Origin of the sequence: Stenotrophomonas maltophilia (genome assembly GCF_047782825.1) — a bacterium.
Lineage (GTDB): Bacteria > Pseudomonadota > Gammaproteobacteria > Xanthomonadales > Xanthomonadaceae > Stenotrophomonas.
Genome location: NZ_CP180589.1, coordinates 859,712 through 874,319 on the forward strand (window position 1 = coordinate 859,712; position 14,608 = coordinate 874,319).

The window sequence follows — 14,608 nt, forward strand, 5'->3', positions numbered from 1 at the left end:
GCGCCGCACATGCCGGGGGATCAGCGTGTGCGTTCGTTGAATGTGCGGGCCTTGCGGGCCCGTGGTTCCGGGGCGGCGACCGGTGGGATGGGCGCGCTCTGGGGGTGGATGTCTGTGTACTGCATTGTTCCGCGTCTCCTTGCGTGTTGCCGCGCCTGTTGAGGCCTGCGGCGGCTGGCGTATCCATACTGCACAGCGAATCGTTACCACCTGGCGAGCGCTCGCTGCCTGTGGCTGGCGGCCTCCCCCTGAGGCCGCGCCGGGAGATTGTACGGGATTGGCGTCAAATTGATGACGCGAGGCTAATGGAGGCTCCATCCAAGCTTCAAATCAAGCACTTAGACCTATGAATCGCAAGCGGGCGAAGGACAAAGAGCCGCGGCCTGCCGCGATGAACTCCACTGCCATTGTTCCTATGGAAGCGCCCCGTATGGTCGGGTAGCCTTGACTGGACCCCAGGAATGGAATGACCTGGAAGCATCAACAGAATCAACACCTCATTTCTATTGGAATCATGGCCAAGATCTCAAATTCAGACGTTCCGGTCTGGGGCATCCACGCGGGCCGCACCGGGGATGCGGATTTTCTTTTCCTGAAGCAGGATTGCATCGCAATCGGCTGGGCACGGATGGGTGACCTAAAGAAGCTGGCTTCCGACCGCGAGGCATTCAAGCTCCGCTACATTGGCGCGTATCCCAATGCCAAGAAGGGCGGCATTGCCACCGTGTCTGGCGTCCCCTTTCGTTTTCTGCATGAAATGAAGAAAGGTGATCTGGTCGCCTATCCATCAAAGCAGGACAAGCACATCCATATCTGCAGAGTGGTGGGGGACTATCAGTACGATCCCACTGGAGAGAGCGGCTATCCCCATCGCCGTAAGGTCGAATGGCTGCACAAGGTGCCTCGCCTCGATTTCAGTCAGGGGGCGCTATATGAGATAGGCTCTGCGCTGAGCCTTTTCCAGATCAAGAACTACTCTGACGAATATCGCTCCATAGTTGAGGGCACGCCCGCTGCGGCAGTGAACATCGATCAGGACGAAACGGTTGCGTCGGTCACCGAGGACATTGAAGGTACCACCCGCGACTTCGTCCTCAAGCGCCTGACACAGGACCTGAAAGGACTGCCACTCGAAGGGTTCGTATTACACTTGCTGCAGTGCATGGGCTATCACGCGCGGCTAACCAGGAAGAATGAACCAAGTGTGGATATCATTGCGCACAAGGATCACCTCGGAATCGAGCCTCCGATCATCAAGGTTCAGGTAAAGAGCAGCTCCGGAACCGCGTCCGACAAGGACGTATCGGCGCTGTACGGCAAGCTTTCGTCCGGTGAGTATGGCTTGTTTGTTACGCTTGGCACCTTCAGCCCCTCATCCAGAGCGTACGAGCAAAGCAAATCGAACCTTCGCTTGATCGATGGCTACGAGCTTGTCGAGCTGATTTTTCAGCATTACGAGCAGTTTGATTCCCGGCACAAGGGATTGCTTCCGCTGCAGAGGATCTATGTTCCGCAGATCCTGGACGCCGAATAGAGATTAATGGCTTGAGAGCCCTGCAAGCGAAGAACCCAGGCTCAGGGCTGCGTGGTGCTGCGGAGGAGCTGGGCACGATACGGTGCACTGGCAAAATATGTCGGCAGGACCTGCGCATGGCACGCTTGGTTCATTGACCTTCACAAGTGTCCGACTGGCCACCTCCGATGCATGGGAGTGGCTGCGTTCATATGATATTGCGCAGCCACTCGTCTATCACCCGTGCCGGTCGATGCGCCACATCTCACCCGGTGCAGACCGCACCGCCGTCATTCCCGGCAACAAGTTCGAGATCCCAACAATCTCAGGATGACGTTGCACGATGGTCCCCATCGACACCACCCGCGCCTGATCCGGATCGGTTTCCGAGCCGCTCAGGAACGCCCAGGAGTGATCATCACCGTAGTGCGTCACCACAAGGACAGGGCTGCCGTCCAGCACCGCCTGACAGGTGATGCACGCTACGTTCGGGGCCTGATCGAACATCCAATCACTGCTCATCCTGTCCCTTCCTGCGCCGCTCAGCCGTCAAGCTGCTCATCCAGTATTTCGGCCTGCTTGGCGTAGAAGCGGGCAGACGCCTCATTCTTCTGGGCCTTGAACGCTGCACTTGCCGCGCGTGCGGCACTGGCGGCGGCGGTGAAGGCATCCGCGCGGTCCTGCCAGGGGCCCTCTTCGTTGGTCACCAGATCGCCGTCCTTCCAGCGGCCCACGATGTACCCGCCTTCATTCCCCCGGCTGGTGTCGATCACGCCGACGACTGGCACGCCATCCTTCAGCTGGCCGTAGAACGCCTCGCCCGCCACTGCGCCATCGCGCCGGCGCAATACCCCCAGGCCGCTGGCTTTGCCACCCGTGCAATCGCCGATCCAATAGGTCGGTCCCGGCGGCAGGGAACGGGGCGCAATGAAACGGCATCCACTTGCCGGGTCCTTGGACCAGCCGCTGTCCGGCGCGTCCTGAGCCGCAACGGCAGAGCTGAAGGCAAGCCCGAACAGGGCACTGGTGAAGGCAAGTTTCATGTCAAAACTCCTTTCGACACTCAGCGGCAGGGGTCTTCGTCAGGCAGCGCGTTGGGGTAGGGGCAGGGATAAAAGCCGGTGTTGCCCAGCTCGGCAAGATTGGTCCGGAGCGGACCGCCCGGAAGCTGCCAGCGCCCATCCTTCTCCACGGCCCCAACCTCGGCGTGTTGCTCCCTGTCGAGCAGGCGGACAAGGAAGGGGAAAGCGGCGCGCATGTCGCTGCGCTGGGCCCAAGCGGGGGCACCCACGATGCGGTAGCTGTAACGCACCACGCCATCGTCGCCGCGCGCGATGCTCTTGATCTGTTTCTTGCCAAAACAGAGATAGGGCGACGGCGCAGCGTCAGCACCGAACGTATGAAGCTGGAGATACGGCCTGCCGGTTTCAGTGATGGAAATGCGCGCCTGCGGGGTCTCCTTGGCCCGATTCTCAACAGGCTCGCGACGGACCAGGTCGGCCGCGATCAGGGCGTCAACGCCCGCCCCAGAAAGAAGATCGGCGCCTTTCTCGATCGGCCACTCAGGGGCGATCAGCAACGCACATACGTCTGAACCTTCCAGCTGCGTGCGGAGATCCGCGGTGACCGATGCATGGTCGTTTGGGCTGCTGCAAGCGGCCAGTACGAATGACATCACTGCAGCGGATGCGGCACCCAGATGGGCGCGCAGGGCAGGGTGCCTCATGGCGCTTTCTGTCCTTGCGATTCCTGGTTCACCCTTGGCAGACAACCAAAGGCATGTGATTGTCGTCACACATGCGCCGGATGGCCTGTTGAATGTAGCATGCTGCTAATCGGCGCTATCGCCTCGAGGGGGCCCACATGGTCGTGCAGACGCTGCTGATCGCGGCAATGATCGCTGGTACAACCCTGAGCGGGCAGGGTACCGCTGCAGAGCCTGCCGGCGATGGCCGGGAAACGCTGATGGAGGTCACGGGCGTGGTGGAGATATTCTCTGGCAGCCATGGCCTGGGTTATGTCACCCTGGATGACGGCAGGTGCTACGACCTGGCACTTCCGGCCAGCGTGCTGAAGAACAGCCCGCGCTGGGACACGAAACGGGTGGCCATCACTGGGTCGCTGCAATTCCGGCCCCGCATGGCCGAAATGATGTGGTTCGACATCAAGGACCGGAAGATCGAGGGGTTTGGCTGCTCGGAAGATGTGATCTATGTGGAGTCCATCAGGAAGATCTGATGGACTAAAGGAGAGGCGCGATGAAGTGGAGCCCTGGGAAGATCGTCGTTGCTTCGGTTGCGGCGCTTGTTGCGCTGTATATCGGCTCCTGCACCTACATCTCCGAGGCCGGGCAGAGGAACTTCAAGAATGTCCGGACGGGCGATTCTGTTGATGACGTACTACACACAATGGGTGATCCGTCATACGTTCAGGAGCGGGGCACGGAAGCACCCCGGGGGTATGAGGAATCCAAGTGCGAAGCTGCCTGCGCGAAGAGACTCTGGTACCTCAACCGACCTTCGTTGACCGGTGAAGCATGGTCATTTGAGATCAACGAACAAGGTAACGTCGTTCGAGGCGCCTACTGGATCTCGCCTTAGGGCTGTATCTGTGATGCAGCGGGCAGGGGCGCAAGAAGTCGGCGTGCCGGCACTCAGGACGCCTCCCGCGACCATTGCCGGCAGTACTCGTATACGTCTCCGTCCCACCAAGCATAAAGTTCCATAGGCAGCGTAATGCGGTCCATCAGACTGCGGGTCTTGGCTTTGTCGCCGGCCTGGCAGGCGAAATGGGCGAAGTTCTGCAGGTTCCAGTCGGAGGGATACCGGGCCAGGACATCGTCGATTCCCTGGCTCATCAACGGCCAGTCCACCTGCTTTTCAACGAACGGGCTGCTGTAATAGCTGCCCGCCGTGGACCAGTAGATGCGTGCGTACAGGGCAGGACGGTCGCGCTCCGGCACCGTCTCGAGCGCGCGCCGTGCCATCGATTCCACGGCATAGGGCGTGCCGCCCCACTTGGGCGAGAAATACTGCGCCGCCACAAACGGAATCGTCAGATTGCCCGGGTGCTTGGCCATGCCCTCATCCACCAGCGCCATCAGGTCGGTAGCGTCCCAGTTCAGCCGTACGGCCGCGGACGATGCCAGCTCGTACCAGCCGGCGTCGCTGGCGCACGTTTTCTTGTGGTCGGCCAGGTAGTTCATGGCCGCTTCGGTGTAGGCGTGGAAGTGGGCGGTATCCTGGGCGCTGACCGAACTGGAATAGTCATAGCCCCGGTACGCCATGCCACGCCCGAGCAGGGTGGCGGCCACGGCCAGGTGCGATGTGGCAGAGCGCGGGTACTTCTTCGCCCAGCGCTGGATCCGGTCGCGCTTCGGGTCATCCTCACCGAGGGGAATCTGGTCGGCTTCGTACAGATTGGACAGCGCTTCGTAGAAATGCGTCAGCTTGAGCGTGCCGCTGGAGGTGGTCTCACCGGAGCGGCGGTACTTTTTGGCCAAAGCTTCCAGCCCCGCGAAATCCTCCTGGCCCAGCAGGGCCTCTACCTGGAGTTGGATGCCGTTGCGTTCGGCGTATTCGGGGGAGCTTTCGGACGGGCCGGCGTGCGCGGTGCCGACGGCGAACGACAGTGGGGCCAGTGCGATGAAGAGGCAGAGCACCAGTGAGGCGGGTGAGCGCATGGCGACTTTCCTGGTCTGACGGCCGCTTTCAGTCCTGGGTGGCGGCTGGAACCCGAGGGGAGTTTATATGGAATCTGGGCACCGGCGGAGGCCGTGCCCAGGTACTGACGATAAGGGTTCGTTATCAGGGGTAGGGTGGATGTCCGCTCCTGGCCGATAGGGGACATCGGGGGAAAGGAGATCAGGGCTCGCTATCAGTGATGGATACAAAGCGTCTATGACGGAGTTTTGCTGATCATCCAGGGTAGTAACAGTGACTACTCTCCTCACGTCCTCGGTGGCAACCTGTCGTCACGCTGGTGCCAGTTGGGCAGCTGCGGCGCGTGGCGTTTGAGCATGGCCTGGATGGCCGCGTGCGCCTGACCTCTTTCAGCGTGCTCGCATTGGTCCAGAATCTCCCCAGCCAGCAATTCAAACTGCGGCCAGAACTGTGCCGGATGCCGCACCTGCGCCAACCAGTGCACCAGCATCTCGCCCAGCGCATCAAGCTGCACATGGATTTCGGGGCGAACGTTCATCCCGTGGCCGCCCCCAGATCAAGCGCGACACGGTAGTGATGTCCGTCATCCCGAAGCAGGACGGTAAGGTCCGGCTGCAACATGCCATCCACATGCAGCGTAGGCTGACCCTGCGCAGTGCGGGTCACCACGAACTCGTAGAAGCTGCGGCCGAAGCGGTAGCTCAGTTCGAATGATGGCCAGTGATCGGGCAGGCAGGGCGCAAGCGATAGGCGATCGCCCTCGCGACGTATGCCGAGCAGGGATTCGACCAGCAGGCGATACATCCAGCCGGCCGAACCGGTGTACCACGTCCAGCCGCCGCGTCCGACGTGCGGAGACACGGCATATACATCCGCTGCCAGCACATAGGGTTCGACACGGTAGGTCTGCACCGCCTCCGGGCTCAGTGCATGATTGAGCGGGTTGATCATGCCGGCAAGTTCCCAGGCACGCACCGCGTCTCCCTGCTGTGCGAATGCCATCGCCGCCCACACGGCCGCGTGCGTGTACTGGCCGCCATTCTCGCGCACGCCCGGCACGTATCCGCGAATGTAGCCGGGGTCTTCGGTGGTCTGGTCGAAGGGCGGATCGAGCAGCTGGATCAGCTGGGCGTCCTTTCGCACCAGATGCGTGTAAAGCGAATCCAGCGCCTGCGTGGCACGCTCAGGTGCGGCAACGCCTGACAGCACCGACCAACTCTGGGAGATCGAGTCGATGCGGCATTCCTGGTTCTGTGACGAGCCCAACGGGGTGCCGTTGTCGAACCAGGCGCGGCGATACCATTCCCCGTCCCAGGCATGCTGTTCCAGGTTCTGGCGTAGGCTTTCGGCCTGCTGTTGGCACCACTGCGCACGGGCGGCATCGCCACGCGCGTTGGCCACCCCGATGAAGCGGTGCAGCGTGTCATGCAGGAAGAAGCCGAGCCACACACTTTCACCGCGCTGCTGGTCGCCAACGCGGTTCATGCCATCGTTCCAATCACCACTGCCCATCAACGGCAGGCCGCGCTCGCCGAGCAGCCGGCAACCGCGTTCAAGCGCCAGGACGCAGTGCGCATACAGCGTGTCGCGCTGCGTCGAAGGGGTAGGCGTGTCGTAGTACCCTTCCTCCTCCGCGGCCACCGCACGCCCCTCGATGAAGCCGACCGTCTCGTCCAGCACGCTGGCATCGCCGGTGACCTCCAGGTAGCGGCAGGCGCCATGGGGCAGCCACAGATAATCGTCGGAGCAGCGGGTGCGCACCCCTCGACCTTGCGGTGGGTGCCACCAGTGCATCACGTCGCCGTCGGTGAACTGGTGTGCAGCGCAGAGCAGCAGGTGTTCGCGGATCAGCTCCGGGCGAGCGTGCACGAGGGCGAGCGCGTCCTGAAGCTGGTCGCGGAAGCCGAACGCTCCGCCTGACTGATAGTAGCCACTGCGCGCCAGGTAGCGGCAGCCCAGGGTCTGGTAGACCAGCCAGCCATTGGCCAGCGCGTCCAACGCCGGGTCCGGCGTACGCACCTGCACCGTGGCCAGCACATTGCGCCAGTGGATGCGCACCGCGTCCAGCGCGTCGATGGCCTCCTGGGCGCCCTGGCGGCTTCGTGCCAGCGCCAGCGCTTCCTCGCGGTCGCGGCCGGCGCCAAGGCGGAACGTGGTTTCACTGCGGTCGCCTGGCGGCAGCTCCAGTGGCACCTGGATCGCCGCACAGGGATCCAGGCCTGCACCCATCCGTCCATCCAGCCGTTCGCGCCGCATCGCCGCCGGTGCATGCAGGCTGCCGTTGCGGCCGATGAACTCCAGGCGATCACAGGTCCAGCCGCAGCCGTCGGCATCGGTGTCGAAGAAGGCCATCCGGCCGCCGAAGTCGGTGCTGTAGGCATTCCGCGCCAGCAGCGCCCCGGTCTGTGGATCGCACTCGGTGACCACGTGCATGCGCGACTTCGCGCGCAGGTCACCCATCACCCACTCGACGTAGCCGATGGCCGACAGCCGCCGTGTCCTGCCCGACAGGTTGTGCAAGCGCAGGACCGAGAACTTCAATGGCGCGGCGACGTCGACAAACACCCACAGCTCACTGGCGATGCCGTCCTCGACATGCTCGTAGACGGTGTAGCCGAATCCATGGCGCGTACGGTATGCCCCGGTGCCCCTGCACGGCAGCGGCATTGGCGACCAGACGTGACCGGTTTCCTCATCGCGCAGGTAAAACGCCTCGCCGCCCGTGTCCGAGACCGGGTCATTGAGCCAGGGCGTCAAGCGGAATTCGTGCGCATTCTCGAACCACGTGTAGCCCGGCGCACTTTCGCTGACGACCGTGCCCAGGCGGGCGTTGGCGATCACGTTGGCCCATGGCGCCGGCGTGGGCGCGCCTTCGCGCACCATCACGACGTACTCGCGACCGTCCTCGCTGAATCTGCCGGTGCCGTTGTCGAACTGGCCGGCGCCACGGTAGGGAAGGAACGGCCACGGATCATCCATCTCCTCGTCGTGCTCGGCGCCCGGGGGCAAGCCGGCGTCGGGGCCCGCGTCGGTGACGATGGGGAGCCCCGGAGCCGCCTCCGGCGACACTGCCAGTTCCTGCTGTACCGCCTGCGGCACCAGGGGCGGGATCCGTCGCTGAGGCAACGGTTGGCGGCCGACCTGCGCAGCGAGGGTGCCGTCCTCGTCGCTGATCACCGCCCGTGCCACCGCCTGCAACAGGACTCGGTCCTCGTGGGTCATGTTCTGCACCGGCCGTACGAAGATGCCGCCGGGGCGGTCCAGCAGTCCCGTTTCCGAACTGGCGGCCACCATCCCCAGAATCTGGTCCTGCAGTTCCTGCCGATAGCCGGCCTTGCTGTCGTTCCAGATGACCAGATCGGTATTGAGCCCCTTCTGGCGCCAATAGGCGTGCGCCTGCACCAGCTGCCTGACCAGTTCCACGTTGTCCGCATCGGTGACCTTGAGCAGCACGATGGGCAGGTCACCCGAGATGGCATGGCTCCACAGCCCGGATTGTCCGCGCTGGTTCTGCAGCAGGACCCCGGCACCCGCGCGCAGCAGTGGCCCGGCATACAGCACGTGGGCGGCCAAGCGCTCGTACAGCGCCGCCTCGGCCTGGCTGGCGTTGATCTGCCGGCGCACCACCTGGCTGTGTGTCCATGCCAGGTCGAAGACGCGGTCGGCCAGGCGGCGGTCACGGTATTTGTCTACCAGTACCTCGCAACCGGGGCGGTCGGCGCCGACGCCATACACGATGTCCAGCTGCACCGTCTGCTCTGGCTCAAGCACCACGCGGACGCGGATGGCCACGATCGGATCGAGCACTGAGCCGTCGGTGCCGGACAGATCGGCATCGGTGGTCAACGCCTGCGGCGCCCGTGGCGTGTTGCCACGGCCCAGGAAGCGCGCACGGTCGGTTTCGTAGGAAATCGAGACGACTGCTGCGTCATGCACCGCGACCAGATGGAACATCCATGGCGGCACCTCGTCGTGCGAACGAGGACGGCGGGTGCACAACACGGCCTGCTTGGCCGCCAGGATCTCGCTCTGCACGAAGAGATTGCTGAAGGCCGGATGCGCATCGTCGGCCGCGGCGGGTGCCAGTACCACTTCGGCATAGGTGGTGACCTCGACGGTGCGCGGGCGACGGCTGCGATTTGTCAGGCGCAGGCGCCTGAGCTCGATGTCGTCCTCGGCGGAGATGGCAACCTGCAGGTGGCTCTCGCAGCCGCGGCGGGTACCACGGAATTCCGCCTTTGCGTCCGAGAAGATCGCCTCGTAATGGTCTACCGCCACGCAGGTGGGTTGGTACGCAGCAGACCAGAACTCGCCGCTGTCCACATCACGCAGATAGCAGAACGACCCCCAGGCGTCGGTGGTGCCATCCTCACGCCAGCGGGTGAGCGACAGGTCGCCATGGCGGCTGTAGCCACCGCCGGCGTGGGTCAGCATGCCGTGATAGCGGCCGTTGGACAGCAGCTGTACTTCCGGGCGGGGTCCGCCCGGATCCTGCAGTACACGCAGCGACGTTTCGTCCTCGGCCATGGCCGGGTGCTCGCCCAGCGCCTCCACCTCGTGCGGGTGGAATACGCCGATGCGCGGAATGCGCTCCTGCAGCAACAGCAGGGTGGCCTGGAACTCGACATCGGCAAGGAACCGGCGCTGCATTGGCTGATCGCGCAGCAGGTAGTCCAGCGACAGCAGACCCATGCCCTGGTGGTGGGCCATGAACGAACGCAACAGTACGTGATCCTGCCCGGGCGGCACTCGCGCGGGCGTGTAGTCGATGGCCTCGTACATGCCAAAGCGCCCGGTAAAGCCCAATTCCTCCAGCTCCTGCAGGTTCTGGCAGGCTGCTTCCGGCGCCACCATCAGTGCCATCATGCTCGCATAGGGTGCGATGACCCGATCTTGGCCGAGGCCACGCTTGAGCCCCAGCCCCGGCACACCAAACGCCCGGTACTGGTAGTTCAGGCGGGCGTCGACGGCGTTGTAGCCGGACTCGGACACCCCCCATGGCAGGTTCAGGGTACGACCGTAGACGATCTGCGCCTCGACCGCGTGCCGCGTGGTCTGGTCCAGCAGCGTGTCCGGATAGCTGGGCATCACCAGCTGGGGCATGAGGTACTCGAACATCGAGCCACTCCATGACAACAGCGTCGGCGTACCGTTGACCTCGGTGAGCATCCGCCCAAGCGCGAACCAGCTTTCCTGCGCCAGCTGGCCCTGGGCGATGGCGACGAAGGCGCACAGCCGCGCTTCGGAGGCCAGCAGGTCGTAGAAGCTGTTGTCGAGGCGATGGTCGTCGACGTTGTAGCCGATCGAGAGCAGGTTGCGGGTGCGGTAGAACAGGAACCCGTATTCCATCAGCGAGAACTGCCCGGCGCGGTGCGCAAGGCCCTGCAGCTCCTCAATGCGCGCGCGCGCGTCCGCACCCGCTGTACCGGACAGGGCGGCCAGCTGGCGGAGGCTTGGCACCGGGGCCTCGTCGTCCATCGTGGCATCGGCAGGGAGGTCAGCGAGTGCCGCCTGGGCGGCGTGGCATTCGGCAGCGAACAGGCCCGGCCAATGCAGTTCGCCTTCCCCGGGCGACGGCGGCGCGGGCCACTGTGCCAGCAATAGGTCGGCAAGGCCCGCCAACTCCTGCAAGCGGGCAAGAGTCTCCGCCGTTCCGGCAGGGCGGTCGATACACGTTGACGCCAGACGCTGGCGAAGGTGATTGAGCCCCTCGACCAGTGGTGCATCGTTGGGGCGACAACGCTGCCGTTCCTCTTCCAGTACACCGAGCGTGTCGGCCAAGCCATCGAACGTGTGCGGCGCCAGTACCGGCGCATCCACCAGCGCGAGCAGGCCCTGGCGCAGCGTCAGCAGGTGGCCGGCCAGGTTGCCGCTGTCCACGGTGGAGACATAGCGCGGCGGCAGCGGCGCCAGGGTTCCGGTGTCGTACCAGTTGAGGAAGTGACCGCGATGGCGCGGCAGCTTGTCCAGCGTATCGAAGGTGAGGGCCGTACGTTCAGCAACCGCGCCCATCTGCAGGTAGCCGAAATCCCAGGCCGACAGATTGGCCAGAAGGGACAGGCCGATGTTGGTTGGCGAGGTGCGGCGTGCCACCACCAGCGACGGATGCTCCTGGATGTTGTCCGGTGGCAACCAATGATCCTGCTCACGCACCCAGGCCTGGAAGAAAGACCAGGTGCGCCGCGCCAGCCGGCCCAGAAACGCCCGCTGCGTAACGGACAGCTCCGCCACGATGGCTGCAGGGGGGCGGCCCAACCAAGCCATCAACGCCGGCGCAAAGGTCCATGCCAGCAGCAAGGGCAGGGCGGCCGGCAATGCCTGCGGGCGCACGCTGGCCACTGCAGCCAACAGAGCCAGTGACAGCAGTGAGGCCGGCGCCATCACCCTCCATTCCGCGCCACGGTCACTACCGAGACGGCGCTCGACTTCGCTGGAGGGGTTCCACTGCAGCAGGTGACGGCGCGTGACGGCCATGCGCCAGAGTGTGCGCAGCACCGCATCACTGGCCAGCAACGCTTCGAAGGGCAGACATGCGACCTGGGTCGACGCGCGCAGCAACGACTGCAGCGTACCGCGCCCGACCTTGATGTAATGCGCCTCCAGCGGTGTGTCGTCCGGAACGCTCAGTGCATCGCGCAGCATTCCTACCAGCGGCGGGGCGAACCACAGGGCCAGCACCCACGCCGTCCAGGCAGCAGGGTTTCCGGCATACAACCAGCCCAACACCAGCAAGGCCAGGGCAGCGATCGGCACCAGGCTGCGGCGCAGGTTGTCCAGCAACTTGCCGCGGGACAGCAGGCTGAGCCGGTTGCGCTCCCAGCCCGGGCCCGGGCGCGGTGTCCACGGCATCAACCAGGGCAACAGCTGCCAGTCACCGCGGATCCAGCGCGCACGGCGCTTGGCGTCGGCGGCGTAACGTTCGGGGTAGTCCTCGTACAGGCGCACGTCACTGACCAGACCTGCACGCGCATAGCAGCCTTCCAGCAGGTCGTGGCTGAGGATGCGGTTCTCGGGCAGGCGGCCCTCGAGCGCTAGTTCGAAGGCGTCGACGTCATAGATGCCCTTACCCACGAACGAGCCTTCGTCGAACAGGTCCTGGTAGACGTCGGAGACCATGCGCGTGTATGGATCGATGCCAGGCTCGCTGCCGAACATCCGGGCAAAACGCGAGGTTCGGCGCCGGCCCAGGCTGGTGCCTACGCTGGGCTGCAGGATGCCGTACCCCTCCACCACGCGTTGCAGCGTCGGGTCGAAGCGCGGGCGGTTGAGTGGGTGCGCCAAGGTGGCGACAAACGCGCGTGCCGCATCCCGCGGAAGTTGCGTGTCCGAATCCAACGTGATGACGTAACGGACACCGATCAACGCCGCCGCGTCGCCGACGATGCGCATGAACGCGGCGGCATCGCCCTGGCGGAGCAGGGCATTGAGCGCTGCCAGCTTGCCGCGCTTGCGCTCGTGTCCCATCCACACGCCTTCACCAGGATTCCATTGCCTGGGGCGGTGCAGCAGGTAGAAGCGATCACCGCGCTCTGGCGCGTAGCGCCTGTTCAGCTCTTCGATCCGCTCCACGGCGTGCGCAAGCAGGGCGTCGTCCATCGGCACCGTGGCTGCCGCTGCGTCGAGAAAGTCCGTCAGCAGCAGGAAGCGCAGCTGGGGATCCCGGTTGGCCAGGAAGCGGACCTCCAGCGCTTCGACCAGCACGTCGATTCCGTCCATGCTGGACAGCATCGAGGGGACCGCGACCACGGTGGCGCAGGCGGCAGGAATGCCCTCGCTGAAATCCAGCTTGGGCAGCGGCCTGGGTGCAACCAGCACCGTCGCTGCCCAGTTCACCAGCACGATGCCCAGTTCACTGAACACCAGCAGCGCGAGCAGCGCGGCTAGCCAGATGTGTACAGAACCACCGCCGGTTGCCAGCAGGGCAGCGGTGGCCAGAACTGCCAGCAGGGCGATCGGCAGCAGGTACAGCGCAAGCGGCACGCGATGTGCCAGTTGCCGTGCCCTGCGGTGGCGCGGTGCTGCCTCCGCTACCGCTTCAACGGTGGCATTGCGGCCTTCGCCAACCAGCCAGTAGCCCACGTGCGTGCGCGGCCCATCCGGCGGCGTAGCCGCCCGTGCCAGGTCCAGTGCGATGCTGGCAACGCGCTCTTCTGCCATTCGGCTACCGCGGGCGATCTTCTCCACCACGTGGCGATAGCTGTCGCGGGTGGCGAAATCCATTTGCGCGTACACGGCCATCGGGTCTTCCCGCAGGCGCTGCTCCACCACACTCATCTCTTCAACAAACGTGCGCCAATCCATGGTGGACAGAAAGCGCAGGCTGCCGATGCTGTTGCCGATGGATACCTGATCGGCCGCCTGCTGCTGCCCCTCGGCGGCGACCAGCTCGTCCACGCGCTGCCCGGCCGCTGCAGCCCACTGTTCCAACCATGCGACAGGCATGGCCCACGCACCGCCGCGCCCCTGCAGCGAGCGCGTCAGCTCGGCGATGAATGCGCCGGTCAACGGCGGCGCGGACCGTGCCATGTCGGCAACCACGAGGACCACTTCGGTGGGGGTCTCGGAGGCGGCTTGATTCAGGTTGTCAGCCCATTTCGAAGCCAGGCGGCGGTCGGTTCCATCGCGCATCACCCGCGCAGCCATGCGCCGCAGATTCTCCAGCAGAGCCAGGCGCAGCATGATGGGAACTGCCCACAGTTCGCCCAAGCTCAGTGGCGCGAGAGACTGGTATGAGGCAATGAACCGGCCCAGCGTGTCTGCGTCAATGCGCCCATCACCATGCGCAATGGCCTGCATCGACAGTTCGTATACCCGTGGCAATCCAGCCGAGGGGCCTGAGGCAAGTGAAGGCAGCTGCCGGCTGTAGCCGCGCGGCAGGTGCCGGCGCGCGGTCTGGATCTGTTCCTCGATCAGGTAGTAGTTGTCGAGCAGCCATTCCCCCGCCGGGGTTACCGGCCGCTGTTCGCGCACCACGCTGCTGAGTAGCGTGTTGGCGTCTAACAGCACGCGCTCATTGGCCTGCAGACGACCGAGCAAGCGCTCCGGGCCGGGGTGCATCCGTACGCGATGCTGACGTGCAAGCGCCCGGCCGTACACTTCCATCTGTTCAACGCTGTACAGCGCGGCGCGCAGTGGGCCTTCGGTGGGCTCGATGGCCGGCGCCGAGGCCTGGTGCTCACGCCATCGCCAACGCAAGCGACGGCGCAGGCGCAGCCAGCTGCCAAATAGACGACGAAGGTGGGGCATGGGCTACCAGGGGAGGGACGCGTCCTGCATAGTTGCATCTGATGTGCGTCGCTGGCTGTGAAGGCCAGTCGCCGGCTGGAATCACCTGTGCTGTTTACGGTTACGAGCCTGCTGTTCTTCAAATGCGCGCAGATATCAGACGGGCCAGGAAGCTGATTAACTTCTCTAAAGCAGTTGATCTCTCAGG

The 14,608-nt window shown here is 64.5% G+C and carries 9 protein-coding genes; 3 read left to right on the forward strand and 6 right to left on the reverse strand.

The genetic code is table 11. The annotated features are described in order from the left end of the window. Positions 1-466 precede the first annotated feature (466 nt). Entirely contained in the window at positions 467-1,534 is a 1,068-nt protein-coding gene (locus tag ACM2ZB_RS03965; RefSeq protein WP_416057533.1) for a restriction endonuclease, read from the forward strand. Positions 1,535-1,750: 216 nt separating this feature from the next. Here ACM2ZB_RS03965 and ACM2ZB_RS03970 read toward each other — a convergent pair whose 3' ends face one another. From ACM2ZB_RS03970 to ACM2ZB_RS03980, 3 genes are read right to left on the reverse strand one after another with little or no spacing between them, the layout of a single operon-like run. Then, positions 1,751-2,035, reverse strand: a complete 285-nt coding sequence (locus tag ACM2ZB_RS03970; protein ID WP_416057534.1) for a hypothetical protein — start codon at positions 2,033-2,035, stop codon at positions 1,751-1,753. 20 nt (positions 2,036-2,055) lie between these two features. Continuing rightward, positions 2,056-2,556, reverse strand: a complete 501-nt coding sequence (locus ACM2ZB_RS03975) for a hypothetical protein (protein WP_416057535.1) — start codon at positions 2,554-2,556, stop codon at positions 2,056-2,058. A gap of 20 nt (positions 2,557-2,576) precedes the next feature. Beyond that, a complete protein-coding gene (locus ACM2ZB_RS03980; RefSeq protein WP_416057536.1) occupies positions 2,577-3,239 on the reverse strand; it encodes a hypothetical protein in 663 nt (220 codons plus the stop codon). A gap of 137 nt (positions 3,240-3,376) precedes the next feature. Here ACM2ZB_RS03980 and ACM2ZB_RS03985 point away from each other — a divergent pair, with 137 nt between their 5' ends. Both ACM2ZB_RS03985 and ACM2ZB_RS03990 read left to right on the forward strand, forming a co-directional pair. Beyond that, complete coding sequence (locus ACM2ZB_RS03985; RefSeq protein ID WP_416057537.1) at positions 3,377-3,751, forward strand: hypothetical protein; 375 nt, start codon at positions 3,377-3,379, stop codon at positions 3,749-3,751. Between the two features lie 20 nt (positions 3,752-3,771). After that, positions 3,772-4,113, forward strand: a complete 342-nt coding sequence (locus ACM2ZB_RS03990; RefSeq protein ID WP_416057538.1) for a hypothetical protein — start codon at positions 3,772-3,774, stop codon at positions 4,111-4,113. Positions 4,114-4,166: 53 nt separating this feature from the next. Here the strand turns inward: ACM2ZB_RS03990 and ACM2ZB_RS03995 are convergent, their stop codons facing one another. The 3 genes from ACM2ZB_RS03995 to ACM2ZB_RS04005 form a co-directional block, all read right to left on the reverse strand. Further along, positions 4,167-5,195, reverse strand: coding sequence for a cytoplasmic protein (locus ACM2ZB_RS03995; RefSeq protein WP_416057539.1), 1,029 nt, complete (start codon positions 5,193-5,195; stop codon positions 4,167-4,169). A gap of 266 nt (positions 5,196-5,461) precedes the next feature. After that, on the reverse strand, positions 5,462-5,713 hold the full coding sequence (locus ACM2ZB_RS04000; protein ID WP_416057540.1) for a hypothetical protein: 252 nt from the start codon (positions 5,711-5,713) through the stop codon (positions 5,462-5,464). Continuing rightward, entirely contained in the window at positions 5,710-14,421 is an 8,712-nt protein-coding gene (locus ACM2ZB_RS04005) for a GH36-type glycosyl hydrolase domain-containing protein (RefSeq protein ID WP_416057541.1), read from the reverse strand. The genes ACM2ZB_RS04000 and ACM2ZB_RS04005 overlap by 4 nt, the downstream gene beginning before the upstream one ends. Between the last annotated feature and the right edge of the window lie 187 nt (positions 14,422-14,608).